Genomic DNA, 24,650 nt, shown 5'->3' with positions numbered 1-24,650 from the left:
GACACCGAGGCCATCGATGACTGAGCGCCAGAAGGACCGGCCGTGGCTGATGCGCACGTACGCCGGTCACTCCACCGCCGAGGCGTCCAACGAGCTGTACCGGCGCAACCTCGCCAAGGGGCAGACGGGACTCTCGGTCGCCTTCGACCTGCCGACCCAGACCGGCTACGACTCCGACCACATCCTCGCCCGCGGCGAGGTCGGCCGGGTCGGGGTGCCGGTGGCCCATGTCGGCGACATGCGGCGGCTGTTCCAGGACATCCCGCTGGAGCGGATGAACACCTCGATGACGATCAACGCCACCGCCATGTGGCTCCTGGCGCTCTACCAGGTCGTCGCGGAGGAGCAGGGCGCGGACCTCACCGAGCTCCAGGGCACCACCCAGAACGACATCGTGAAGGAGTACCTGTCCCGGGGCACCCATGTGTTCCCGCCGGGACCCTCGCTCCGGCTGACCACCGACATGATCTGCTACACGGTCCACCACATGCCGAAGTGGAACCCGATCAACATCTGCAGCTACCACCTCCAGGAGGCGGGAGCCACCCCGGTCCAGGAGATCGCGTACGCGATGTCGACCGCGGTCGCCGTGCTCGACGCGGTCTTCGCGTCCGGGCAGATCCCCGAGGAGCGCAGGGGCGAGGTGGTCGCGCGCATCTCGTTCTTCGTCAACGCCGGTGTGCGGTTCGTCGAGGAGATGTGCAAGATGCGGGCGTTCGGCCGCATCTGGGACCAGGTGACGCGCGAGCGGTACGGCATCGAGAACCCAAGGCACCGCCGCTTCCGCTACGGCGTCCAGGTCAACTCCCTCGGCCTGACGGAGGCGCAGCCGGAGAACAACGTCCAGCGGATCGTCCTGGAGATGCTGGCGGTGACCCTCTCCAAGGACGCCCGCGCCCGCGCCGTCCAACTCCCGGCGTGGAACGAGGCGTTGGGGCTGCCCAGGCCGTGGGACCAGCAGTGGTCGCTGCGCATCCAGCAGGTACTGGCCCATGAGAGCGACCTGTTGGAGTACGAGGACCTCTTCGCGGGATCGCACGTCGTCGAGGCGAAGGTCGACGCCCTCGTCGAGGAGTCGCTCGCGGAGATGGCCAGGATCGAGGAGATGGGCGGCGCCATGGCCGCCGTCGAATCGGGCTACCTCAAGGCCCAGTTGGTCTCCTCGCACGCCGAGCGGCGGGCCAGGATCGAGTCGGGCGAGGAGAAGATCGTCGGCGTCAACGTCTTCGAGACGACCGAGCCGAACCCGCTGACCGCCGATCTCGACACGGCCGTCCAGACGGTGGACCCGGAGGTCGAGGCGCGGGTCGTCGAGGCGCTCGGGCGGTGGCGCGACACGCGCTACCAGCCGCCGTTCAACCACCCCAGGCCGTGCAAGGCCCTGGAGCGGCTCAAGGAGGCGGCGCGCGGCACCGGCAACCTGATGGCGGCCACCCTGGACTGCGCCCGCGCCGGCGCCACGACCGGCGAGTGGGCCGGCGCGCTGCGTGAGGTGTTCGGCGAGTTCCGGGCGCCGACCGGGGTCTCCTCGGCGCCGGTCGCGGTCCCCGTCGCGGCGGGCTCGGCGCTGGCCGGGGTGCGCCGGATGGTCGACGACACCGCGCGGGACCTGGGCGTCGGCAAGCTGCGCTTCCTGGTCGGCAAGCCGGGGCTCGACGGGCACTCCAACGGCGCCGAGCAGATCGCCGTGCGGGCCAGGGACGCCGGGTTCGAGGTGGTCTACCAGGGCATCAGGCTGACCCCCGAGCAGATCGTCGACGCGGCCCTCGCCGAGGACGTGCACGCGGTCGGCCTCTCCATCCTCTCCGGCTCGCACGCGCGGCTGGTGCCCGACGTCCTGGAGCGGCTGCGCGAGGCCGGCGCGCACGACATCCCGGTGATCGCCGGCGGGATCATCCCGAACGGCGACGCCGAACGGCTCAGGGCCGCGGGAGTGGCCGCCGTCTTCACCCCGAAGGACTTCGACATCACCGCGATCATCGGCCGTATCGTCGACGAGATCCGCACCGCGAACAAGCTCGACCCCCTGGAGGTCACGGCATGACCGCCCGCACGTCTCCCACCACCGCCCTCCCGGCGAACGGCTCCGCCGCGTCCCCGGTCGACCGGCTGCGCCCCCGCCGCTCGTGCCTCGCGGTCCCGGGGAGCAATCCGCGCTTCCTGGAGAAGGCCCAGGGGCTCCCGGCCGACCAGGTCTTCCTCGACCTGGAGGACGCGTGCGCGCCGCTCGCCAAGCCGGAGGCCAGGCACACCATCGTCAAGTTCCTCAACGAGGGCGACTGGAGCGGCAAGACGCGGGTGGTGCGCGTCAACGACTGGACCACCGAGTGGACGTACCGGGACGTCGTCACCGTCGTCGAGGGAGCGGGCCAGAACCTGGACTGCGTGATGCTGCCGAAGGTGCAGGACGCCCAGCAGATCGTCGCCCTCGACCTGCTGCTCACCCAGATCGAGAAGGCCATGGGCTTCGAGGTCGGCCGGATCGGCATCGAGGCGCAGATCGAGAACGCCCGCGGCCTCACCCACGTCGACGCCATCGCGCAGGCGAGCCCGCGCCTGGAGACGATCGTCTTCGGTCCCGCCGACTTCATGGCGTCGATCAACATGAAGACGCTCGTGGTGGGCGAACAGCCGCCCGGCTACCCGGCGGACGCCTACCACTACATCCTGATGAAGATCCTGATGGCCGCCCGCGCCCACGACCTCCAGGCGATCGACGGCCCCTACCTCCAGATCCGCAACGTCGACGGCTACCGCGAGGTCGCCCGGCGGGCCGCCGCGCTCGGTTTCGACGGCAAGTGGGTGCTGCACCCGGGCCAGATCGAGGCGTCCAACGAGATCTTCTCGCCGTCCCAGGAGGACTACGACCACGCCGAGTTGATCCTCGACGCCTACGACTGGTACACCTCCGAGGCGGGCGGGAAGAAGGGCTCCGCGATGCTCGGCGACGAGATGATCGACGAGGCCAGCCGCAAGATGGCGCTGGTCATCTCGGGCAAGGGCCGGGCGGCCGGCCTGAAGCGCACCACCTCCTTCGAGATCCCGGAGGCGTGAGCATGCAGTTCGGGCGCACCTACGAGGAGTTCGAGGTCGGGGCGGTCTACAAGCACTGGCCCGGCAAGACGGTCACCGAGTACGACGACCACCTCTTCTGCCTCCTCACCATGAACCACCACCCGCTCCACCTGGACGCCAACTACGCCGAGAACACGACCGATTTCGGCCGCAACGTCGTCGTGGGGAACTACGTCTACTCGCTGCTCCTCGGCATGTCGGTGCCGGACGTGTCCGGCAAGGCGATCGCCAACCTGGAGATCGAGTCGCTGCGGCACGTGGCGCCGACCTTCCACGGCGACACGGTCTACGGCGAGACGACGGTGCTCGACAAGTGGCCGTCGAAGTCGAAGGCCGACCGCGGGATCGTGCACGTGGAGACCCGCGGCCACAAGCAGGACGGCACGCTGGTCTGCGTGTTCCGCCGCAAGGTGATGGTGCCGACCGAGACGTACATCAAGGCGCGCGGCGGCGAGCAGCCGGGCCGCCCCGAACCGAAGCAGACGGAGAAGTAGCCATGGCGCGACTCGCCCAGACCGCCGGTCTCACCGACGTCCAGCGGGAGATCCTCTCCACCGTACGGGACTTCGTGGACAAGGAGATCCTGCCGGTCGCCACGGAGTTGGAGCACCGTGACGAGTATCCGCAGCAGATCGTCGACGGGCTGCGGGAGTTGGGCCTCTTCGGCCTGATGATCCCGGAGGAGTACGGGGGTCTCGGCGAGTCGCTGCTCACCTACGCGCTGTGCGTGGAGGAGATCGCGCGCGGCTGGATGTCGGTGTCCGGCATCATCAACACCCATTTCATCGTGGCGTACATGCTGGGCCGGCACGGCACCGCGGAGCAGAAGGAGCACTTCCTGCCGCGGATGGCGGCCGGGGACATCAGGGGCGCCTTCTCGATGTCGGAGCCCGCCCTCGGTTCGGACGTGTCGGCCATCTCCTCGAAGGCGGTCAGGGACGGTGACGGGTACGTCCTGAACGGCCAGAAGATGTGGCTGACGAACGGTGGGACGTCGAGTCTGGTCGCCGTTCTCGTCAGAAGTGACGAAGGACACTCCGCCGAGGAGGTGGCCGCCAGGCCGCACCGGTCGATGACGACGTTCCTGGTCGAGAAGGAGCCCGGGTTCGGCGAGGTGCGCCCCGGGCTCACCATCCCCGGGAAGATCGACAAGATGGGCTACAAGGGCGTCGACACCACCGAGCTGATCATGGACGACCTGCGGGTTCCCGCCGATCGGGTGCTCGGCGGCACCACCGGCCGAGGTTTTTACCAAATGATGGACGGCGTCGAGGTGGGCCGCGTCAATGTGGCGGCGCGTGGCTGCGGGGTCGCTCAGCGTGCCTTCGAACTGGGCGTCAGGTATGCCCAGCAGCGCCACACTTTCGGCAAGCCGATCGCCGAGCACCAGGCCATCCAGTTCAAGCTCGCGGAGATGGCTACCAAGGTCGAGGCCGCCCATGCCATGATGGTGAACGCGGCACGCAAAAAGGACTCCGGGCAGCGAAACGACCTCGAAGCGGGGATGGCGAAGTACCTCGCCTCCGAATACTGCAAGGAGGTCGTCGAGGACGCCTTCCGGATCCACGGCGGCTACGGCTTCTCCAAGGAGTACGAGATCGAGCGCCTCTACCGCGAGGCACCGATGCTGCTGATCGGTGAAGGTACCGCCGAGATCCAGAAAATGATCATCGGTCGCAGGCTGCTCGAAGAGTATCGATTCCAGGGCTGATTGTCCGGATACGGGGTGTTTCTTGGAGAAGAAGATCACACCCCTCCCACCTGCTTCGATCGCCGACTCGGCTTCCTGGCTTACCCAGTTGTGGCCCGCGCCCGGTACGATCCCGGGAAAGCCGCCGTCCCCCGTCTCAGCGCGGCATCATCCGCTACGAAGGTCATCCATGCCCCACAGCCAAACCTCTGCACCTCGCGACAGCCTGGTCGGCACACGCCTCGCGCGCGGAGCATCGCCGTGGCTTCTCCCGACCGTCGCCACCGCAGCCCTCAGCCTGGTCCGCGCCCGTCACAGCGGCGCCGCCAAGGCCGTGGCCGTGCCCGCCACCGCGCTCGCGGCGGGCATGCTGTGGTTCTTCCGCGACCCCGAGCGTGAGATCACCCAGGGCCGGGTCATCTCGCCCGCCGACGGTGTGGTGCAGAGCATCATGCCGTGGAAGGACGGACGCACCCGCGTCGCGATCTTCATGAGCCCGCTCAACGTCCACGTGAACCGCGCCCCGCTCGCCGGCACCGTGACGTCGGTCGAGCACATCCCTGGTGGGTTCGTCCCCGCGTTCAACAAGGAGAGCGAGAACAACGAGCGCGTAGTCTGGCACTTCGACACCGAGCTCGGCGACATCGAGATGATCCAGATCGCCGGTGCCGTCGCCCGTCGCATCGTCCCCTACCTGCCGCAGGGCAGCAAGGTCGAGCAGGGCGAGCGCATCGGTCTGATCCGCTTCGGGTCGCGTGTGGACCTCTACCTGCCCGAGGGCGTGGAGGTCGCGGTCGAGGTCGGTCAGAAGACGGTGGCTGGGGTGACTCGCATTGACCGTGATTGATCCAGAGACTCAGGCGGGCTGGGTGCCCGAGGCCGACGAGGCGGACGACGAAGAGGAGATGCCCCTCTCTCTGCGCCTGTCGATAGCGGACACCCTGACGCTCGGCAACGCCACGTGCGGCTTCATGGCGGTGTACTTCACCACCACCGGCATCCTGATCCCGCACCTCACCGGCAGCCAGGAATCCGGCATGGCCCGCCACAGCGCGGCCACGGCGGTCATCCTGATGCTCTGCGCCGCGGTCTTCGACCTCTTCGACGGCCTGGTGGCGCGCAAGCTGCGCTCCTCCCCCATGGGCGCCGAGCTGGACAACCTCTCGGACCTGATCAGCTTCGGTCTGGCGCCCGCGTACTTCGTCCTGGTCTACGGCATGGTCGCCGACGACGCGCACCAGAGAATGGCCGCGCTCGGGGCGATCGTGGTGCTGCTGGCCGTCGTGCTGCGACTGGCCCGCTTCTCCTGTGTGACACCGCGCGACGGCGTGTTCCAGGGCATGCCGAGCCCGTTCGGCGCGTTGACGGTCGTCTCCATCGTGCTGCTCGAACTGCCCTTCGTGGCCACGCTGCTGGCCATCCTGGGCACCGCCTGGCTGATGGTGAGCCGGGTCGAGTACCCGAAGCCGCGGGGCCGTCTCGCCGTGGCGATGCTGTCCTGGATCGTGCTGTCCATGGGCCTGCTCGCCGCCTGGGCGTTCGACGCCCCGAGCGGCCAACTGCTCCTCCAGACGGGCTGTGCGCTCCAGCTCGTCATGGGCGCGGTGATCCCGCTGTTCGCCACGGCCCGCCGGGTGAACAACTTCCGCGACAACCGCCGCGAGGCACGCGCGGCGCAGCTGCCGTAGCGGACAGCGCGTGACGAGGCGGTAGCGCCCGACCACACCGACCGACAACGAGAAGGGCCCCGAGCCGAACGGCTCGGGGCCCTTCTCGTGCGCCGGGGGCGGGGCTCTGGACTCCTCCGCCGCCGCCGTGGGACGCGGGGCGGGAGCCGGTCCCGGTGCCGGCTCAGGAAGTTCGGATCAGGAAGTTCAGACCAGGAAGTCCCGGGCGATCTTCTCCGCGACCCGTTCCAGGATCGGGCCCGCGTCCGCGATGCAGGTGGCCACGTCGGGCTCGACGCCGGTCAGCGGGTAGGCGCGGCGGATACCGGCCCGGCCGAGGGCCTCAGGGGGCAGGGCGAGGCGTCCGCAGACCGCGACGACCTCCTTGCCGGCCGCCCGAGCCGCCGCCGCGACGCCCGCGGGTGCCTTGCCGTGCAGGGTCTGCTCGTCGAGGGAGCCCTCGCCGGTGATCACCAGCTCGGCGTTCTCCAGGGCGGCCGCGAAGCCGAGGACGTCCAGCATGACGTCGATGCCGGGCCGGAAGCGGGCGCCGATCAGGAGGGCGCCGTAGCCGATGCCGCCCGCGGCGCCCGCGCCGGGCGACACCGCGCACTCGGCGGCACGCGCGCCGAGCAGCGCGGTGTCCCCGCCGCCGCGCGCGTCCCCGGCACCGGACGACCCGCCGGGCCTCGCGGCACCGGTCGGCCCCGGTGCGCCTTCCAGGATCTTGGCGAAGTGGGCGAGGGCCTCGTCGAGGGCCTGTACGTCGTCGGGCGAGGCGCCCTTCTGCGGCCCGTACACGGCCGGCGCGCCCTTCGGACCGGTCAGGGGGTTGTCGACGTCGCTCGCGAGGACCAGTTCGACGGCGCCGAGGCGCGGGTCGAGCCCCGACAGATCGGCGGAGGCCAGCTCGACGAGCCCGCCGCCGCCCGGCGGCACCGGCTGCCCGTCGGCGTCGAGGAACCGCGCGCCCAGCGCGGAGAGCATCCCGGCGCCGCCGTCGGTGGTGGCGCTGCCGCCGACGCCGAAGACGATGGTGCGGGCGCCCGCGTCCAGCGCGGCCCGCAGCAGCTCGCCCGAACCGTACGTGGACGCCGAGAGCGGGGCGAGGACGCCGTCGGGCAGCCGCTGCAACCCGCTGGCCTCGGCCATCTCCACGACCGCGGTGTCACCGCGCAGCGCGAACGCCGCGCTCACCTCGTCGCCCAGCGGCCCGGCGACCGTGACCTCGCGCCGCTCGAAACCGGCGGCGACCGCCGCGTCCACCGTTCCGTCGCCGCCGTCGGCCACGGGCAGCGACGTCACCTCGACGCCCGGCACGACCCGGCGCAGCCCGGCCGTCACCCGCTCCGCGACCTGCACGGCCGTCAGCGACCCCTTGAACTTGTCCGCGGCGACCAGCACCCGCTGGTCCCTCGCCGGCCTGTTCCCTACAGCGTCCGCCACCTTGTGTTTCCCCTTGCTCTCCGGGCCCGACGCACGTCGTGGCCAGTCGCGCCGCTGCGACCTTAACCGGAGCAGGGCCGCGCCGCCATGCTCCGCCCGGCCCTTGAGAAGCCCCGATGGCCCCACCGAGGCGCGCCGGACCAGCCCGACGACGGCCGAGACGGCGGCCCGACGACGGCCCGCCAGCGGCGCGACGACGGCGACGGGACGACAGCCACGGGACCGCGTCGGCGCCCGCGCGGCCGACACCGTCCGGCCGTATCCCGACGGCCGTCCGACCGAATCCCCGACGGCCGTCCGGGCGAACAACTGGCGGCCGTCCGGGCGAGTCCGCGCGTACCGCGCGGCCCGCTTCCCGGCGCCCGGCGGCTGCCACCGGCTGGCTACCCTTCCCCCATGGCCACCATCCAAGACTTCGCCACGTACATCGCGGGCCTGCCCCGCGTCCTCGCCGGGGCCGCCGCCCTCTTCCGCGACGAGGAGGGCCGGGTGCTGCTCGTCGAACCGAACTACCGGGAGGGCTGGGCGCTGCCGGGCGGGACGGTCGAGTCGGACGAGGGCGAGAGCCCACGGCAGGGCGCGCGCCGCGAGACGGCGGAGGAGATCGGCCTCGACCGCGAACCGGGCCGCCTGCTCGCGGTGGACTGGGTACAGGGCCAGGACCGGCCGCCGCTGGTGGCGTACCTGTACGACGGCGGTCTGCTGACCGAGGCCGACCTGAAGGCGATCCGCCTCCAGGAGGAGGAACTGCTCTCCTGGCGCCTGGTCAGCCCCGAGGACCTCCCCGCGCACCTGTCCGGCTCCCTCGGCCGCCGTGTCCTGGTCGCCCTTCAGGTGCTGGCGGACGGCACCGGCACCGCGGAACTGGAGAACGGCCACCGCGTGGCCTGACGCTCCGCCGCCGGTCGGCCCGCGCGGATGTCTGTTCGCCCCCGGCCGGCCCGCCGCCCTACCCTCGATGCCATGACGAAGCCCCTCGTCGCCGTGTTGAGCGGCGCCGGCATCTCGACCGACTCCGGGATCCCCGACTACCGGGGACCCAACGGGGTCTGGCGCAAGGACCCCGAGGCCGAGAAGCTCGTCACGTACGCGTACTACATGGCGGACCCGGAGATCAGGCGCCGCTCCTGGCAGCTGCGGCTGCGCAACCGCACCCTCCAGGCCGAGCCGAACGCCGCGCATGTGGCGGTGGCCGAGCTGGCGCGGGCCGGGGTGCCGGTCCGGGTGATCACCCAGAACGTCGACGGGCTGCACCAGCTCGCCGGTCTCCCCGCCCGCAAGGTGCTCGAACTGCACGGCAGCGCCCGGAGTGTCGTCTGCGTCGGCTGCGGGGCCCGCGGCCCGATGGCGGACGCCCTCGCCCGTGTCGTGGCCGGTGAGGCAGATCCGCCGTGCCTGGTCTGCGGCGGCATCCTCAAGTCGGCCACCGTGATGTTCGGCGAGCGCCTCGACCCGGCGGTGCTCTCCCAGGCCCTCGCCATCAGCAAGGGCTGCGACCTGTTCATCGCCGTGGGGAGCAGCCTCCAGGTCCAGCCGGCGGCCGGTCTCGCCGGGATCGCGGCCGACCACGGCGCCCGCCTCACCATCGTCAACGCCGAGGCCACCCCCTACGACGACCGCGCGGACGACCTGGTGCGCGAACCCATCGGCACCGCGCTGCCCAGGCTCCTCGACGGCATCAGGGACGCCGCCGGCTCCTGACCGGCCGGGACGACCGAGGGGTCCTGCCCGTCCTGCTCCCCCCCGCCGCCGAACACCATGTCCCGCCTGCCCGGCGGAGAGGGTGGCGGACGGTCAGAAGAGCGCCGATCCGCTCTCGAAGTCCAGGAGCCGCTGCTTGCGGCTCAGGCCGCCGCCGTAGCCGGTCAGTCCGCCGCCCGCTCCGACGACCCGGTGGCAGGGGACGATGATGCTGACCGGGTTCCTGCCGTTGGCGAGGCCGACCGCGCGCGAGGCAAGCGGATTGCCGAGGGCGTCGGCGAGTTGGCCGTAGGAGCAGGTCTCGCCGTAGGGGATGGCGAGGAGCTGTTCCCAGACCGTGCGCTGGAACGGCGTTCCGTGCAGCCTCAGTTGGACCGTGAACTCCTTCAACTCGCCCGCGAAGTAAGCCCCGAGCTGCTCGCGCGTCTCGCCGAAGGGCGCGTCGTCGCGCGGGCCGAAACTCTCCTCGGGTGGCCGGTGGCGCTGCTCCGTCATGTAGACGCCGCACAGGACGCCGTCGTCGGCGACGAGGGTCAGGGCGCCGTACGGGCTGTCCATCGTCGTGTGCTGCCTGGTCATCGTGGCTCCCTATGCCGGAAGGAAGTTGATCGGGTGGGTGTCGGTCGCCCACAGGTACTGGACGGCGTACGCCCGCCACGGTCGCCAGGCCGCCGCCCGGCCGGTGAGCGCGGCCGGGGTGGCGGGCAGGCCCAGTTCGGCCGCGGCGCGGCGGACCCCGAGGTCGGTGGGGAGGAAGGCGTCGGGGTCGCCGAGGGCGCGCATCGCGATGACGTCGACCGTCCAGGGGCCGAAGCCGGGCAGGGCGAGGAGCCGGGCCCGGGTCTCGGCCCAGTCACTGTCGGGGCCCAAGTGGATTCCGCCGTCGACCAGTCGGCTGACGAGGGTGGTGAACGTGGTGCGGCGGGTGCGGGGCATCGCGAGGGAGTCGGGGTCGAGTTCCGCCAGTGCCCCGGCGCTCGGGAAGAGGTGGGTGAGGCCGCCCTCGGGGTCGTCGACCGGGTCGCCGTGCGCGGTGACCAGGCGGCCCGCGTGGGTGCGGGCGGCGGCGATGGAGACCTGCTGGCCGAGGACCGCCCGCAGCGCGAACTCCTCCTCGTCCACCGTGCGCGGCACCCGGCGTCCCGGCGCCTTGTCGACGAGGGGCGCGAGGACCGGATCGGTGCGCAACTGGCCGTCGATGGCGACCGGATCGGCGTCCAGGTCCAGCATCCGGCGGCAGCGGCTGATGGCCACGGTGAGGTCCCGCAGGTCGCTGAGGGTGAGCCGGCAGGCGATGTGGTCGGGGCGGGGGGTGAGCGCCACGATGCCGTGCCCGTAGGGGAGGCGGAGCGTGCGCCGGTAGGCACCGGCCCGCCACTCCTCCACCCCGGGCACCGCCGTGGCCACGAGGTGCCCGAAGAGGTTGTCGGGGTTGAGCGGGGCGCGGAAGGGGAGCCGGAGGGTGAGCGTGCCGGGGGCGCCGGTGCGTGTGCCTGTGCCCGTACCTGCGGTACCGGGGATACCTGCGGTACCTGCGATACAGGGGGTACTGGGGATACCGGGGATGCCGGGGGTATCCGAGCTTCCCCCGGCCGCCTGGGCGGCGAAGGCCGGCGGCGGGGGGCTGCTCGCCGTCTTCGTGGCACGGGTGCGCAGCTCGCTGGGGGTGAGGGCGTAGACCTCGCGGACGGTGTCGTTGAAGGTGCGGATCGAGGTGAAACCGGCCGCGAAGGCGACGTCGGCCATCGGGAGCGGGGTCGTCTCGATCAGCACCCGCGCGGTCTGCGCGCGCTGGGCGCGGGCGAGCGCGAGAGGCCCCGCGCCCAGCTCGGCCAGGAGTTGCCGCTCGGTCTGCCGGGTGCTGTACCCGAGGCGGGCGGCGAGCCCCGGGACGCCCTCGCGGTCCACGACACCGTCTGCGATCAGCCGCATCGCCCTGGCGACCAGGTCGGCGCGCTGGTTCCACTCGGGGGAGCCGGGGCTGGTGTCGGGGCGGCAGCGCTTGCAGGCCCGGAACCCGGCCTGCTGGCAGGCCGCCGCGCTCGGCAGGAACGTCATGTTCTCGGGCTTGGGCGGCACGACGGGGCAGCTGGGGCGGCAGTAGATGCGGGTGGTCAGGACCGCCGTGAAGAACCAGCCGTCGAAGCGGGCGTCCTTGGACCTGACGGCGCGCACGCAGCGCTCGGTGTCGGTGTGCATCCCGTTCTGCATGCGTCAAGCATCGACGATCCGCCGGGTCCGGGCTGGCGGGAATCCGACATCGAGGTGACGTGCCCTGGGCCTGCCCGGAGCCCCCTGGGGCCGGTGGCGTGCCCTGGGCCTGCCCAGAGCCCTCTGGCTCCGGTGACGTGCCCTGGGCCTGCCCAGAGCCCTCTGGCTCCGGTGACGTGCCCTGGGCCCGCCCGGAGCCCCCTGGCACCGGGACCGCTCGGGTCCGGCCCCAGGGGGCTCCGGGTACGTGGTCGCGGTCGCCCGCGGTGGGGCGACCGCGCGGGATGGCCTCGGCCCGCCGGCCGGCGGCGGTCCCGGCTCAGACAGCCCTGCGGCTGACCGACTCCTGCTGGGAGGCGAGCGCCCAGATGACGAAGACGTCGATCGCCATCATGACGACGGACCAGACCGGCAGGTACGGCAGGAACAGGAACTGCGCGATCAGGCTGAGCGAGACCAGGAAGATCCCGAGGAACCGTGCCCAGGTCGCGCCCTTGAGCACGCCGAGGCCGGTGATGGCGACCAGGGCGCCGAGGATCACGTGGATCCAGCCCCAGCCGGTGAGGTTCAGCTCGTAGACATAGGTTCCGACGCGGCCGTACACGTCGTCGGAGGAGATCGCGGCGATGCCCTGGAGCACGGCGAGGATGCCGCTGCACAGCATCAGCACGCCGGCGAAGACGACACCGCCGGTCACCCAGCCGCTGCCACCGTGGCGGGCGTGCTGCGGAGGCTCAGGGGGCTGCCCCGAGCGCGGTGAGGCACCGCCTGACCAGGTGTCCTGCGGGCCGCCCTGCGGCGTTCCCGACGGTATGCCCGACGGCTCTGCTGGGTGCTGGCTCATGAGCGGTGATCCCTTCTGCGGCCCCCGCTGTCGGCTGCCTCCGAGCTTTCGCCCGGCGGCCCCGCACCGCCAGTCCGGTTGCGCCGAACAGGTGACGTCGCCGTGCGGGCCCCTCGCGTACGGGGAGCGGACGGCGCGGGCTGCTGCCCGCGCCGTTCGTCTACATTCAGGTAGACCGTCTGCTGTCGTGCGGGCGAAGGAGAGGCGAGGAGAGTTTCCATGCCCGAGGGGCAGGACGACGGGCCGGCCGACGGGCGCGCGGACCGGCGTCCGGCGGGCGGGCTGGAGGCGAGCGTGCTGGCCGCGCTGTGGGCGGCGGGCGCGCCGCTCACCCCCGGAGCCGTCCAACGGGAACTCGGCACCGGCCTCCGTGACGACGATCCTCACCCGGCTGCACGGCAGGGGCGTGGTCACCCGCGCCCGCTCGGGACGCGGCTACGCCTACGCCCCGGCGCAGGACTCCCCCGGCCTGACGGCCCGCCGTATGCACGCCGAACTCGACAAGGACGACGACCGCGGTACGGCCCTGGCCCGCTTCGTCTCCAACCTGAGCCCAACGGACGAGGAAACCCTCCGCGACCTCTTGGAGGGCGGGCCGGGGAGGGGCGGGGGCGGTGACCGGGGTGAGGGGCGGGGACCGGGGGTGAGGGGCGGGGACGGGGACCGGGGTTGAGGGGCGGGGAGTGAGGGGCGGGGCGGAGGTTATCGGGTTGGGGGCTCGGGGTCGGGGTCGGGGTCGAGCACGGGCTTGGGTTTGGGCACGGGCTCGGGTTGGGTTTGGGCTCGGGCTTGGGCTCGCGCTCGGCTACGGCCTCGGGCGAGCTTGGGCTCCACCCGCAGGGTCGGCGTTCCGACGCTCGGTGGTAGTCGCGGTGCTGCCATGAGTTCCGACGTCCCCGGCGCTTCCGGCGCAGCCACCACCTCGACTCGTGCGTCGCTCCCGGCACAGCCAGCTCCCCGACGCCCGGCAGCACTCCCGGCGCAGCGACAACCCCAGGCGACGTCCGACTCCTCGGCGCAGCCCGGTCCTCGACGCCCGGCGGCAGTCGCGGCAGCGCGGCGCAGCCACCTTCCCCGGCGTCCGGCGGCACTTCCGGCGCAGTCACCATTTCCGACTCCCCCGGCACTTCCGGCGCAGTCACCGCTTCAGACACCCCCCAGCACTTCCACCCCGCCAGCCCCCTCCGTCACTTACGGCACAACCGCCTCCCCCGACCCGTCCGCTCCCCCGACGCCCTCGACGCCCTCGACGCCCCCGAGTGCAGCCGCCCCCGGCACCCCACCCGTCCCTCTCCACCGCCCAGGCGCCCCACCCCGCCCGGAGGACCCCGTGATCTATGCCGTCTGGCTCCCGCTCCTCGTGCCGTTCCTGGCCGGCCCCCCTCGCGCGGCGCGGCGCCGAGCAGTTGCCGCCCCGGGTCGTGGCCTGGGCCCTGACGGTGCTGTCGGCGGTGCTCGCCGTCTCCAGCACGGCGGCGCTGGCCCTGCTGGCGCTCGCGGGCGCGCTGCGCCTGCCGTTCGTCGCGACGCGCGCACCTCTCCCCGGCGCTGCTCGGCGACGCTTCGCCCGTCACGGTCCCGGCCGCCGCGACGGCCGTCGTCGCGCTGACGGCGCTCTGCGTCCTGCTCCCCCGCGAGATCCACCGTCAACTGCGTGAACTGCGCGCTGCGCGAAGGGAGTTCGCGGACGTCCCGCACGCCGGTGATCTGTACGTGCGCCAGGACGACCGCCCCGACGCCTACGCCCTTCCCGGACGGCCGGGCCGCGTCGTCGTGACCACCGGGATGCTGCGGGCCCTCGACGCGCGGGAGCGCGAGGTGCTGTTCGCCCACGAGCGTGCCCATCTCGCCGGACGGCACCATCTCTTCGCCGTCTGCGCCGAATCGGCCGCGGCCCTGCACCCCGCCCTGCGAGCCCTGCGGGGGGGCCGCTCTCGTACGCGCTGGAGCGCTGGGCCGACGAGTCCGCGGCGCGGGCCACCGGTGACCGCGCCCTGACCGCCCGCGCCGTCGGCCGGGCCGCACTCGCCGCCCGCTCCGCGAGTCCGGCGGGCCCCGGTCCGCGCCCGCGCTTCGCGCTCGGGGCGACGGCGGGTCCGGTCCCGCGCCGGGTCGCCGCGCTGCTGACCGCCCCCGCGCGGACCCGCGTCCCACGCGGCCCGCTCCCCCGCGTCCTCGCCTGCCTCCTGCACGCCTCCGTGGCCCTGTCGACGGCGGCGACCCTGGACGCGGCGGCGGACCTGCACACCGGCATCGAGATCGCCCAGGGCGAGCACGGCCTCGGGGAACCCCGGTACAGCGGTTCGCGCTGAGAACGACCATGCATCACCCTCTAAGCCTCGCGCTCCAGAAGGTGCGCCGTGCGCCGCATCGACCGGTTTTCCCCCGACGATCCGCTCGGCGCCCTTTGGTCGGTGGTCGACCACGTGGCCGCGCGGCGCGACAGCGTGGACCCGTGGGTGGACGACGACGAAGACGAAGACGATTCGGTCGGCCCGGGGTGACGCGGGACCGTCACCGCCTGCCTCCCTGCCGGCCGTCGTCCGGTGTCACAGGAGGGCGCCGCCGGAGACCTCGATGCGCTGGGCGGTGACCCAGCGCATCCCCTCGGAGGCCAGCGTGGCGATGGCGTCGCCGATCTCCTCGGGTTCGCCGACTCTGCCGAGCGCGGTCTGTCCGGCCAGAACCTCGCGCATTCCGGCGTCGTCCCGCATCGCTCCGCCGTTGAAGTCGGTGGCGGTCGGCCCCGGGGCGACGGAGTTGACCCGGATGCCGCGAGGTCCGAGTTCCGCGGCGAGAGTGCGGCTCAACGCTTCGACGGCGGCCTTCGACGCGGAGTAGACCGAGGTGGCGGGGCTGGTGTGGCGGGTCAGTGACGTCGAGACGTTGATGACATGGCCACCCTGGGCCAGCAGCGGCGCCAGCGACTGGATGAGGAAGAACGTGCCCCGGACGTTGGTGCCCATCACCGTGTCGAAGTCGTCGATCGTGACAGCCTCCAGTGGCCCGAAGACCCCCACTCCCGCGTTGTTGACCAGGATGTCGAGCCGCGGAGCACCCCAGCGTTCCAGCCGCGCGCCCAGTGCGGAGGCGAAGGACGCGAAGGAGGGGACGTCGCTGATGTCGAGCCGGAGAACGGCGGCGGTCCCACCCACGGCCCGCACCTGTTCCGCCGTCTCCTCGGCCCCGGCCGCGTCGCCGCGGTGGGTGACCACGACCCGCATCCCGCGGCCGGCCAGGGCGACGGCCGCGCTGCGCCCGAGGCCGCGATTCGCACCGGTCACCAGAGCGGTCTTGTCGATTGTCATGTACGTCCTCCACCGTGCGACCACCCCGGGACGCGCCCGGGTGCCACAGATAAGAGGCGAGTCACTCGACTCGCCTTGTTGTCGCACCGTAAGCGGGGTTCCCGAGGCGAGTCAAGTGACTCGCCTCGGGACTGCGGCATACTTTCCGCATGGCAGCAGAACTCACCGCGCACCACCGCAGACTCGCCCAGCAGAAGCGCGAGGCGATCACCTCCGCGGCCACGGAACTGTTCCTGGACCGCGGCTACGACGGCACCTCGCTCGCGCGGATCGCCGAAGCGGCCGGGGTCTCGAAGTCCACCCTGTTCAAGCAGTTCCCCACCAAGGCGGCTCTCTTCGAGGCCATCGTCACCGAGTCCTGGCAGCGCGACGCCGGCGATACCGCCGCGCGGCCACAGGCGGGAGATCTGCGCTCCGGGCTGTCAGCCATAGGCCACCGCTACGCCGACCTGATCGGCCGGCCCGGCATGTCACGCCTGTTCCGGATCGTCATCGCCGAACTGCCCCGATTCCCCGAACTGGGACGGATGCAGTTCCAGCTCGGCAAGCTGCCCTACTTCGCCTCCGTCCAGCACTACTTGGAAGCCGAGCACGAGGCGGGCAACGCCGATGTCCCGGACGCGGTGAGCGCCGCGAACCAGTTCCTCGGCATGATCGCCAACTACGTCCTGTGGCCTCGCATGCTGCTGACCGACTGGAACCCCACGGCCTCCGACATCCACAACGCCGTCGAACAGGCCGTCCAGACCATGCTCGCCAGATACGCCACCGGCCCGCAGACCTGACCTCAAGCGGAACTTGGACGCAGCCGCGCGAACGCCCGAGATCCGCGACGCCTGCGGTCAGACGATGGCCACCTCAACCCGCCAGCGCAGCACCGCTGTTCAGAAGCTCGGCACAGACCTCCGCCGGAGGGCGATAGCCGTGGGCCCCGCGCGGGCGGTGGTCGAGTCCGTGGGTACGGCGTCCAAGTCGGCCCGGCTGAAGGTGCGGAGGTCGCACCCTTGGGGAGGTACTGCCGAAGCAGCCGGTTGGAGTTCCCGTCGGTGCCGCACCGCCACGGACTCCACGGCTTGCGCGCAACCCGTCACCCGTCACCCGTCACCCGTCACCCGTCACCCGCATCGTCCGCCTCACGGTCGACGACGTCCTCGACGACGGGGGCCACCGTCGCCGTCCGCCTGGGAGACCCCCCGTCCCGCTGCCAGAACCGATCGCTGGGCTCATGCGGTCCTACATCCAGTCCCGCCAGCAACTCCCCTGTTTCGGCACCAGAAGCTCAGGGCTCAAGTGGCTCCTCCCAACCCCACTTCCGTCCCCACCTCCCCGCACATCCCTTGACGCGGCGAGAGCCTCCATGTCAGTTTTTTATCGATACAAAGGATCTCTCAGGAACCCACGAACCCAGGCAGGCCGGTCTCCCGGTCGGCCAGAGGGGAACGCATCCGTGTCCGGAGCCACCACCGCTGCCACCACCGTCGGCCCCGCCGTCACCGCCACGGCCGTCATCAACCTGGACCTGGAGGGGCCGACGATCAACCGTCATCTGTACGGTCACTTCGCCGAGCACCTCGGTCGCTGCGTCTACGGCGGCTTCTGGGTCGGTGAGGACTCCCCGATCCCGAACGAGGGCGGCATCCGCCTCGACGTCGTCGAGGCGCTGCGCGCCCTCGACATCCCCAACCTCCGCTGGCCCGGCGGCTGTTTCGCCGACGAATACCACTGGCGGGACGGGGTCGGGCCGCGCGAGGAGCGGCCCCGGATGGTCAACACGCACTGGGGGAACGTCGAGGAGAACAACCACTTCGGCACCCACGAGTTCATGGCGCTGTGCGAACTCCTGTGCGCGGAACCGTACATCAGCGGCAACGTGGGCAGCGGCACGGTGCGCGAGATGAGCGAGTGGGTCGAGTACCTGACCCGGGACGGCGACAGCCCGATGGTGCGGCTGCGCAAGGCCAACGGACGCAACGAGCCCTGGCGGGTGCCGTTCTGGGGCATCGGCAACGAGACCTGGGGGTGCGGCGGCAACATGCGCGCCGAGTACTCGGCGGACCTGGCGCGGCAGTACGCGACGTACTGCCGCGACCACGGCGACAACACGCTGTACCGGATCGCGTCGGGTGCCTCGGACGACGACTACAAGTGGACCGAGACCCTGATGCAGCAGATCAGTTGCTTCGGCTGCGAGGCGACCCCGAAGAACTTCTTCCAGGCGCTCTCCGTCCACCACTACACGCTGTCCGGCCCGTGGGAGGCGAAGGGCAGCGCCACCGTCTTCGACACCGACGACTACTACCGGACGATGCTGTCGGCGCGCGGCGTCGACCGGGTCATCGCAGGGCACTCCGCCGTCATGGACGTCTACGACCGGGGCCGTACGGTCGGCCTGGTGCTCGACGAGTGGGGCACCTGGTGGGACGTCGAGCCGGGCACCAACCCCGGGTTCCTCTTCCAACAGAACACCCTGCGCGACGCGTTGGTGGCGAGCACGCACTTCGACATCTTCCACAAGCACGCCGCCCGGCTGCGGATGGCGAACATCGCGCAGACGGTCAACGTCCTCCAGGCGATGCTGCTCACCGACGGTGACGCGCTGGTGCGGACGCCGACCTACCACGTGTTCGAGATGAACAAGGGCCACCAGGACGCCACCTCGCTCGCCGTGCACCTGCGCGCGCCCTTGGCCCGACGGGCGGTCGGTGAGGCCGAGTTGGAGACGGTGTCGGCCTCCGCCAGCGTCAAGGACGGCTCGCTCCTGGTCTCGCTGACCAACCTGGACGCGGAGCGGCCCGTCGAGGTGCGGCTCGATCTGCGCGGCGGCACGGTCGGCGCTCCCGAGGCCCGGCTGCTGACGGCCGGGCGGCTCCAGGATCACAACACCCCGGAGGCGGCCGCGACGGTCGCGCCACGGGCGTTCGAGGGCGTGCGGTCCGTCGACGGCGGTCTGACGCTGACGCTGCCTCCGCACGCGTTCCTTACCGTCCGCGCCCCGTTGACGGCCGTCGAGCACTGAGGACGACGCCTCCGCACCGGCCCCGGCCCCGTCGCCCTCCTCGCATCCCTCGCCCTCCTGTCGTCACCCCTCTCACATCCCTCGCCCCTGTCGTCACCCTTCTCACATCCCTCGGCCCCTGTCGTCCCCCTCGCCCCTTCGTCGTCCGCACCCCCACCCTCACCCGCTCGGGAGTCCCGCCGATGAACCGACCCGTCCGACCGCTCCCCGACCGCGCCGCGCGTCCGCCGATGGGCTGGAACAGCTGGGACTGCTACGGCACCACCGTCACCGAGGAAGAGGTCCTCGCCAACGCGGAGTTCCTCGGGCGGCGGCTGCTGCCCTACGGCTGGGACACCGTCGTCGTGGACATCCAGTGGTACGAGCCGACCGCCCGTCCGCACGGCTACAACCCGGACGCCCCGCTGGTCCTCGACGCCCATGGACGTCAACTGCCCGCGCCCGGACGCTTTCCGTCGTCGGCGGGCAGTGCCGGTTTCGGGCCGCTCGCAGACCGGGTGCACCGACTGGGCCTGCGGTTCGGGCTGCACATCATGCGGGGCATCCCGCGTCGCGCCGTGGCCGCCCGACTGCCTGTGCTGGGAACGGAGTTCACCGCCGACGAGGTCGCGGACACCGGTTCCGTCTGCCTGTGGAACTCCGACAACTACGGCCTGGACCACGACCATCCGGGCGCGCAGGCGTACTACGACTCCCAGGTGGCCCAGTTCGCCGCGTGGGGCGTCGACTTCGTGAAGGCCGACGACATGCTGTTCCCGTACCACGAGCGGGAGATCGCCGCCTACGCGCGGGCCATCGAGCGCTGCGGGCGCCCGATCGAGCTGAGCCTCTCCCCCGGTACCGACGTCTCGGTGGCCCACCTCGGGCATCTGAGGGAGAACGCGACCATGTGGCGGGTCTGCGACGACCTGTGGGACCGGTGGGAGGACGTGGAGGCGCAGTTCGCGCGGATGGCGCGGTGGGCGCCCTGGCAGGGCGGGGGCGGCTGGGCGGACGCGGACATGCTGCCGCTCGGACGCATCGGGATCCGCGCCGAGCGCGGCGAGGACCGGACGAGCGCGCTGACCCGGGCCGAGCAGATCAGTCTGCTGACGCTGTGGCTGATCTCCCGCTCGCCGCTGATGATGGGCGGCGACCTGCCGACCAGTCCGCCGGAGACGATCGAGCTGCTCACCAACGAGGAAGCGCTCGCGGTGCTGTGGCACAGCACGGGCGGCCGCGAGGTGCTGCGCGAGGGGAACCTCGTCCTGTGGACGGCCGAGGACCCGGCGGGCGGTGTCCGCTACGCGGCCGTGTTCTCGCTGGCCGACGAGGCGTGCCGGATCGACGTACCGCTCGGTGCGGTCGGCGCCCGCCCCGGGGACCGGGTCCGCGAGCTGTGGACCCGCCTCGACACCCCGCACGACGGCCGCAGGCTCACCGTCGAACTGCCCGCCCACGGCGCCGCCCTCTACCGTCTGGGGGAGGACGAGCGGCGGGAGTGAGCGTGACGACCATCCAGGACGTGGCCAGGGCGGCGGGGGTGTCGGCGATGACGGTGTCGAACGTCATCAACGGCCACCCGAACGTGCGGCCCGCCACCAAGGAACGGGTCATGGCGGCGATGACCCGGCTCGACTACCGGGTGAACGTCGCCGCCCGCAACCTCCGCAAGGGCCGCACCGGCACGATCGGACTCGCCGTGCCGGAGATCGACCGCCCGTACTACGGCCGGCTCGCCGCCGCGATCATCGCTGCGGCGGCCCGGCACGGACTGCGGGTGGCCGTCGAACAGACCGGCGCGGTGCGGGAGAACGAGCTGGAGGCGCTGTCGCTGTCCCGCAACCGCCTCTACGACGGGCTGATCCTCAGCACGGTGGGCCTGGGGCCCGCCGACGTCGACCGGCTCAAGGTGGACCACCCGCTGGTCATCCTGGGCGAACGGATCTTCGGCGGTCCCGTCGACCACGTCGCCATGCCCAACGTCGACGGCGCGCGTGCGGCGACCCGCCATCTCATCGACCGTGGCTGCCGTCGGATCGCACTGGTCTGCGGCCCGCGGACCGGGGAGACCGACGTCTCGGGGCTGCGCCGCACCGGCTACGCGCAGGCCCTGGAGGAGGCGGGGCTCCCGGTCGATCCCGACCTGGTGCGCACGGTGGACCGGCTCACCATGGCGGCGGGGGCGCGGGCCGCCCGCGCGCTGGCCTCGGACGATCCGGGCGTCGACGGGGTGTTCTGTGTGACGGACACGGTGGCGATGGGTGTCCTGCGGGGGCTGGCGGACGCCGGGGCGCGGGTGCCGGACGACGTCAAGGTGATCGGCTTCGACGACGTGGAGGAGAGCGCCTATCTCGTCCCGTCGCTCTCCACGATCGACCCCGACCACGATCTGATGGCCGCCCGCGCGGTCGACCTCCTGGCCGCCCGCATCGACTGTCCCGAACAGCCCCTTGAGCGCGAGGAGTTCGTGAGCCCGTACCGGGTGGTGGCACGCGAGTCGACGGCGACGGGCCCGACCGGGTCGCGGGCGGAACGTCGGCCGTGAGGCGAGCTGCCCCTGGCCAACCAAACGTCGCCCACAAGGCGAACTACCCCTGGCGAGCGGGACGTCGGCCGCAAGGCGAACTACCCCTGGCGGACGGGACGTCGACTGTGAGGCGAACTAGCTCTGGCAAACAGGCACTTCAGCCCATCGCCGCCTCGAAGACCCGGTGGGCGGCGTCGTCGAAGAGGACGAATCTGACCTCCCGCACGGCTGTCCGCGCCGTGCGGACCGTGTCGAGCGCGATACGGGCGCCGTCGTCCATGGGCCAGCCGTACACGCCGGTCGAGATCGCGGGAAACGCCACCGTGCGGGCGCCGAGTTCGTCGGCGATCCGCAGGGACTCCCGGTAGCAGGAGGACAGCAGGGCGGAGCGGTCCTCGGTGGCGCTCCAGACGGGACCCACGGTGTGGATCACCCAGCGGGCGTCGAGCGCGCCCGCCGTCGTCGCCACCGCCTGCCCGGTGGCCAGGCCCTTGCCGTAGTGGGAGGCGCGCAGGGCCCGGCAGGCGGCGAGGATCTCGGGGCCGCCCCTGCGGTGGATGGCGCCGTCGACACCGCCGCCGCCGAGGAGGGAGGAGTTGGCCGCGTTGACGATCGCGTCGGCGCTCTGCCGGGTGATGTCGCCCTGGACGAGGGTGAGGGTTGTCGTCATGGGGTGCGCAGCCTCCTCCAGACGGCTTTCGCCGCGTTGTGTCCTGACATCCCGTGCACCCCGGGCCCTGGCGGGGTCGCCGACGAGCAGAGGAAGACCGCCGGGTGCGGGGTGTTGTACGGGAACAGCGAGAGCCGGGGGCGCAGCAGGGTCTGGAGGCCGGTGAACGCGCCGGTGCCGATGTCGCCGCCGACGTAGTTGGCGTTGCGGGCGGCGAGTTCCGGCGGTCCCGCCGTCGCGCGGGCCAGGATCCGGTCGCGGAACCCCGGTGCGAAGCGCTCCAGTTGGCGTTCCATGGTGTCCGTGAGGTCGCCGGTCCAGCCGCTGGGCACGTGCGCGTACGCCCAGAACACGTGCTTGCCCTCGGGTGCGCGGCTCGGGTCGACGACACTGGGCTGCACCGTGATCATGAAGGGCCGTCGGGGCGCGCGCCCGGCGCGGGAGACGTCGTGCAGGGCGGTGCCGATCTCGTGGCTGTCGGCGCCGATCTGGACGGTGCCGGCCGAGCGTGCCGCCTGCGCGGTCCAGGGCACCGGGCCGTCGAGCGCGTAGTCGACCTTGAAGACGCCGGGGCCGTAGCGGTAGCCCTGGTAGGCGCGGCCGAAGCCGGCGATGCGGGCCAGCGCGGTCGGCGAGGTGTCGAAGACGTACGCGCGGGCGGGCGGCAGGTCGTCGAGGCGTTTGACCTCGTAGTCGGTGTGGATGGCGCCGCCGAGGTCGGCGAGATGCGCGGCGAGCGCGTCGGAGATGGCCTGCGAGCCGCCGCGCGCCACCGGCCAGCCCCGGGCGTGCGCGGCGAGCGCGAAGACCAGGCCGATCGCGCCGGTCGCGAACCCGGAGAGCGGAGCCATGACATGGCCGACGAGTCCGGCGAACAGCGTCCGGGCGCGCTCGTCCCGGAACCGGCGGCTCAGCACCGTGGAGGGCGGCAGCCCGGTCAGGCCGAAGCGGGCCAGCGTCACCGGGTCGCGGGGCAGCGCGGTGAGCGGCAGCGCCATGAAGTCCTGGACGAGCGTGTCCCACCTGTGCAGGAAGGGCGCGACGAGCCTGCGGTACGTGCCCGCGTCCCGGGGGCCGAGGGAGGCGGCGGTCTCGCCGACCGAGCGGGAGAGCACGGCCGCGGTGCCGTCGGTGAAGGGGTGCGCCATGGGCAGGTCGGCGTGCAGCCACTCCAGGCCGTACCGCTCCAGGGGCAGGGCGCGGAACGCCGGGGAGTTGATCCCGAGGGGGTGGGCGGCGGAGCAGGGGTCGTGGCGGAAGCCGGGCAGGGTGAGTTCCTCGGTGCGGGCTCCCCCGCCCACGGTGTCCCGGGCCTCGAAGACGGCCACGGAGAAGCCGCGCCGGGCCAGCTCCACGGCGGCCGTCAGTCCGTTCGGCCCCGCTCCCACCACGACCGCATCCAGCATCGACGGCACCTTCGGACTCCTCACGTCAGCCGATGGCCAGGGAGATCAGGATAGGCCGGGGCACCGACAGCGGGCCGAAGCGGGTGGGACCGGACCCCCGGTGCGCCGGGGCCGGCCCGACCGGCACCGGTCGGGCCCCGGTCGCGGGCGGGCGTCCGGGTCCGCACCGACCCGGTCGCCGGTACGGGGTCAGCCGGCGCTCGCCAGCAGGTCCCGGACCCGGTGGGCGGTCGCCCTGTCGCGGGCCGCGGTGAACGGCAGGGCGTTGCCGCCGGTGATCCGGAACGGTTCGCCGGTGACGGTGAGCTGGGTGCCGCCCGCCTCCTCGACGAGCAGGAGCCCGGCCGCGTGGTCCCAGGCGGCTTCCCAGGAGAACGCCGTGGCGTCCAACTCGCCCCGGGCGACTGCCAGATACTCCAGTCCGGCCGAGCCGCACGGCCGGGGTGCGACGCCGTCGACGGAGAGGGTGTGCAGGATTCGCTTCTGCGCGTCGGTCGTGTAGTCCGGGTGGGAGGTGGCGACGCGCAGGTCACGGCCGGTGTCGGGGATGCCGGCACGCAGCCGCTCGCCGTCGAGGAAGGCGCCCTGGCCCCGGACGGCGGTGGCGAGTTGGTCGCGGGCGGGGGCGTAGGTCCAGGAGGCGAGCAGTTCGCCGTGGCGGGCGAGGGCGACGAGGGTGCAGAAGCCGGTGTCGCCGCCCACGAACTGGCGGGTGCCGTCGACCGGGTCGACGATCCAGACGGGGGTGGCGCCCTGTATCGCCTCGTAGACCGCCGGGTCGGCGTGGACCGCCTCCTCGCCGACGACGACGGAGCCGGGCAGCAGCTCGCCGAGCACCTCGGTGAGGTACCGCTCGGCGAGCCGGTCGGCGTCCGTCACCAGGTCGTGCGGGCCTGTCTTCTGGTCGACCTCGTGCGCGGCGAGGGTGCGGAAGCGCGGCATGATCTCCGTGGCGGCGGCCTCCCGGATCGCCTTCTCCACGTCGGCCGAGTGCTGTGCGAGAAACTCTTCGATGGTTTCCGTGTATCCGATCATGCCTCCATGAGAACATGCCCCACTGACAATCCCCACCGACCCGGTGTACTCCCGGTGGAATCGGGATGAACA

22 protein-coding genes and 1 pseudogene are annotated in these 24,650 nt (G+C 72.2%); 15 read left to right on the top strand and 8 right to left on the bottom strand.

The features are described from left to right. Nucleotides 1-16: 16 nt before the first annotated feature. From DDJ31_RS31995 to pssA, 6 genes are all read left to right on the top strand, one after another. Nucleotides 17-2,044, top strand: coding sequence for a protein meaA (locus DDJ31_RS31995; RefSeq protein ID WP_127176934.1), 2,028 nt, complete (start codon nucleotides 17-19; stop codon nucleotides 2,042-2,044). Continuing rightward, nucleotides 2,041-3,054, top strand: coding sequence for an HpcH/HpaI aldolase/citrate lyase family protein (locus DDJ31_RS31990; protein WP_127176935.1), 1,014 nt, complete (start codon nucleotides 2,041-2,043; stop codon nucleotides 3,052-3,054). Before DDJ31_RS31995 ends, DDJ31_RS31990 begins: the two co-directional genes overlap by 4 nt. 2 nt (nucleotides 3,055-3,056) lie before the next feature. Continuing rightward, complete coding sequence (locus DDJ31_RS31985; protein WP_127182501.1) at nucleotides 3,057-3,569, top strand: MaoC family dehydratase; 513 nt, start codon at nucleotides 3,057-3,059, stop codon at nucleotides 3,567-3,569. Between the two features lie 2 nt (nucleotides 3,570-3,571). Then, nucleotides 3,572-4,786 (top strand): acyl-CoA dehydrogenase family protein, encoded by a 1,215-nt coding sequence (locus DDJ31_RS31980; protein WP_127176936.1) that lies wholly within the window; start codon nucleotides 3,572-3,574, stop codon nucleotides 4,784-4,786. Nucleotides 4,787-4,955: 169 nt separating this feature from the next. Further along, nucleotides 4,956-5,612: a phosphatidylserine decarboxylase gene (locus DDJ31_RS31975; protein ID WP_127182502.1), complete on the top strand. Its 657-nt coding sequence runs from the start codon at nucleotides 4,956-4,958 to the stop codon at nucleotides 5,610-5,612. A 22-nt stretch (nucleotides 5,613-5,634) separates the two neighbouring features. Next, nucleotides 5,635-6,453, top strand: a complete 819-nt coding sequence (gene pssA / locus DDJ31_RS31970) for a CDP-diacylglycerol--serine O-phosphatidyltransferase (RefSeq protein WP_127182503.1) — start codon at nucleotides 5,635-5,637, stop codon at nucleotides 6,451-6,453. A 186-nt stretch (nucleotides 6,454-6,639) separates the two neighbouring features. Here pssA and DDJ31_RS31965 read toward each other — a convergent pair whose 3' ends face one another. Next, nucleotides 6,640-7,836 carry a glycerate kinase gene (locus tag DDJ31_RS31965; protein WP_127182504.1) on the bottom strand — a complete coding sequence of 399 codons (1,197 nt, stop codon included), beginning with the start codon at nucleotides 7,834-7,836 and terminating at the stop codon, nucleotides 6,640-6,642. Between the two features lie 438 nt (nucleotides 7,837-8,274). Here DDJ31_RS31965 and DDJ31_RS31960 point away from each other — a divergent pair, with 438 nt between their 5' ends. Continuing rightward, complete coding sequence (locus DDJ31_RS31960) at nucleotides 8,275-8,769, top strand: NUDIX domain-containing protein (protein WP_127176937.1); 495 nt, start codon at nucleotides 8,275-8,277, stop codon at nucleotides 8,767-8,769. Between the two features lie 72 nt (nucleotides 8,770-8,841). After that, a complete protein-coding gene (locus DDJ31_RS31955; RefSeq protein WP_127176938.1) occupies nucleotides 8,842-9,579 on the top strand; it encodes an SIR2 family NAD-dependent protein deacylase in 738 nt (245 codons plus the stop codon). A gap of 93 nt (nucleotides 9,580-9,672) precedes the next feature. Here the strand turns inward: DDJ31_RS31955 and DDJ31_RS31950 are convergent, their stop codons facing one another. The 3 genes from DDJ31_RS31950 to DDJ31_RS31940 all read right to left on the bottom strand — a co-directional run bounded on the left by DDJ31_RS31950 (nucleotide 9,673) and on the right by DDJ31_RS31940 (nucleotide 12,634). After that, a complete protein-coding gene (locus tag DDJ31_RS31950; RefSeq protein ID WP_127176939.1) occupies nucleotides 9,673-10,158 on the bottom strand; it encodes a methylated-DNA--[protein]-cysteine S-methyltransferase in 486 nt (161 codons plus the stop codon). 9 nt (nucleotides 10,159-10,167) lie between these two features. Then, complete coding sequence (locus DDJ31_RS31945; RefSeq protein WP_164784855.1) at nucleotides 10,168-11,790, bottom strand: AlkA N-terminal domain-containing protein; 1,623 nt, start codon at nucleotides 11,788-11,790, stop codon at nucleotides 10,168-10,170. Between the two features lie 319 nt (nucleotides 11,791-12,109). Beyond that, complete coding sequence (locus DDJ31_RS31940; protein ID WP_127176940.1) at nucleotides 12,110-12,634, bottom strand: DUF7144 family membrane protein; 525 nt, start codon at nucleotides 12,632-12,634, stop codon at nucleotides 12,110-12,112. Nucleotides 12,635-12,853: 219 nt separating this feature from the next. Here DDJ31_RS31940 and DDJ31_RS31935 point away from each other — a divergent pair. From DDJ31_RS31935 to DDJ31_RS31925, 3 genes and pseudogenes are all read left to right on the top strand, one after another. Then, a pseudogene (locus DDJ31_RS31935) lies at nucleotides 12,854-13,307 on the top strand (BlaI/MecI/CopY family transcriptional regulator). An 875-nt stretch (nucleotides 13,308-14,182) separates the two neighbouring features. Continuing rightward, complete coding sequence (locus DDJ31_RS39480; RefSeq protein ID WP_367396725.1) at nucleotides 14,183-14,632, top strand: M48 family metalloprotease; 450 nt, start codon at nucleotides 14,183-14,185, stop codon at nucleotides 14,630-14,632. A gap of 362 nt (nucleotides 14,633-14,994) precedes the next feature. Then, nucleotides 14,995-15,138, top strand: coding sequence for a hypothetical protein (locus DDJ31_RS31925; RefSeq protein WP_164784856.1), 144 nt, complete (start codon nucleotides 14,995-14,997; stop codon nucleotides 15,136-15,138). Nucleotides 15,139-15,183: 45 nt separating this feature from the next. Here DDJ31_RS31925 and DDJ31_RS31920 read toward each other — a convergent pair whose 3' ends face one another. After that, nucleotides 15,184-15,942 carry an SDR family NAD(P)-dependent oxidoreductase gene (locus DDJ31_RS31920; protein WP_127176941.1) on the bottom strand — a complete coding sequence of 253 codons (759 nt, stop codon included), beginning with the start codon at nucleotides 15,940-15,942 and terminating at the stop codon, nucleotides 15,184-15,186. Nucleotides 15,943-16,091: 149 nt separating this feature from the next. On the opposite strand from DDJ31_RS31920, the gene DDJ31_RS31915 reads away from it, so the two are divergent. From DDJ31_RS31915 to DDJ31_RS31900, 4 genes are all read left to right on the top strand, one after another. Next, complete coding sequence (locus tag DDJ31_RS31915; RefSeq protein WP_127176942.1) at nucleotides 16,092-16,727, top strand: TetR/AcrR family transcriptional regulator; 636 nt, start codon at nucleotides 16,092-16,094, stop codon at nucleotides 16,725-16,727. Nucleotides 16,728-17,389: 662 nt separating this feature from the next. Beyond that, complete coding sequence (locus tag DDJ31_RS31910; protein WP_240677992.1) at nucleotides 17,390-18,958, top strand: alpha-N-arabinofuranosidase; 1,569 nt, start codon at nucleotides 17,390-17,392, stop codon at nucleotides 18,956-18,958. Nucleotides 18,959-19,140: 182 nt separating this feature from the next. Beyond that, nucleotides 19,141-20,442 (top strand): glycoside hydrolase family 27 protein, encoded by a 1,302-nt coding sequence (locus DDJ31_RS31905; protein WP_240677993.1) that lies wholly within the window; start codon nucleotides 19,141-19,143, stop codon nucleotides 20,440-20,442. A gap of 2 nt (nucleotides 20,443-20,444) precedes the next feature. Then, entirely contained in the window at nucleotides 20,445-21,485 is a 1,041-nt protein-coding gene (locus DDJ31_RS31900; protein WP_127176944.1) for a LacI family DNA-binding transcriptional regulator, read from the top strand. Nucleotides 21,486-21,624: 139 nt separating this feature from the next. Here DDJ31_RS31900 and DDJ31_RS31895 read toward each other — a convergent pair whose 3' ends face one another. From DDJ31_RS31895 to DDJ31_RS31885, 3 genes are all read right to left on the bottom strand, one after another. Next, on the bottom strand, nucleotides 21,625-22,137 hold the full coding sequence (locus DDJ31_RS31895; RefSeq protein WP_127176945.1) for an O-acetyl-ADP-ribose deacetylase: 513 nt from the start codon (nucleotides 22,135-22,137) through the stop codon (nucleotides 21,625-21,627). After that, entirely contained in the window at nucleotides 22,134-23,543 is a 1,410-nt protein-coding gene (locus tag DDJ31_RS31890) for a phytoene desaturase family protein (protein WP_127176946.1), read from the bottom strand. Before DDJ31_RS31890 ends, DDJ31_RS31895 begins: the two co-directional genes overlap by 4 nt. Nucleotides 23,544-23,732: 189 nt before the next feature. Further along, nucleotides 23,733-24,578: an inositol monophosphatase family protein gene (locus DDJ31_RS31885; protein ID WP_127176947.1), complete on the bottom strand. Its 846-nt coding sequence runs from the start codon at nucleotides 24,576-24,578 to the stop codon at nucleotides 23,733-23,735. Nucleotides 24,579-24,650: the final 72 nt, after the last annotated feature.

This window comes from Streptomyces griseoviridis, assembly GCF_005222485.1.
In the GTDB taxonomy this organism is placed as follows: Bacteria; Actinomycetota; Actinomycetes; order Streptomycetales; family Streptomycetaceae; genus Streptomyces; species Streptomyces hintoniae.
The sequence above is the reverse complement of the archived record's forward strand: the minus strand, read 5'-3'. Positions and strand labels throughout refer to the sequence as shown.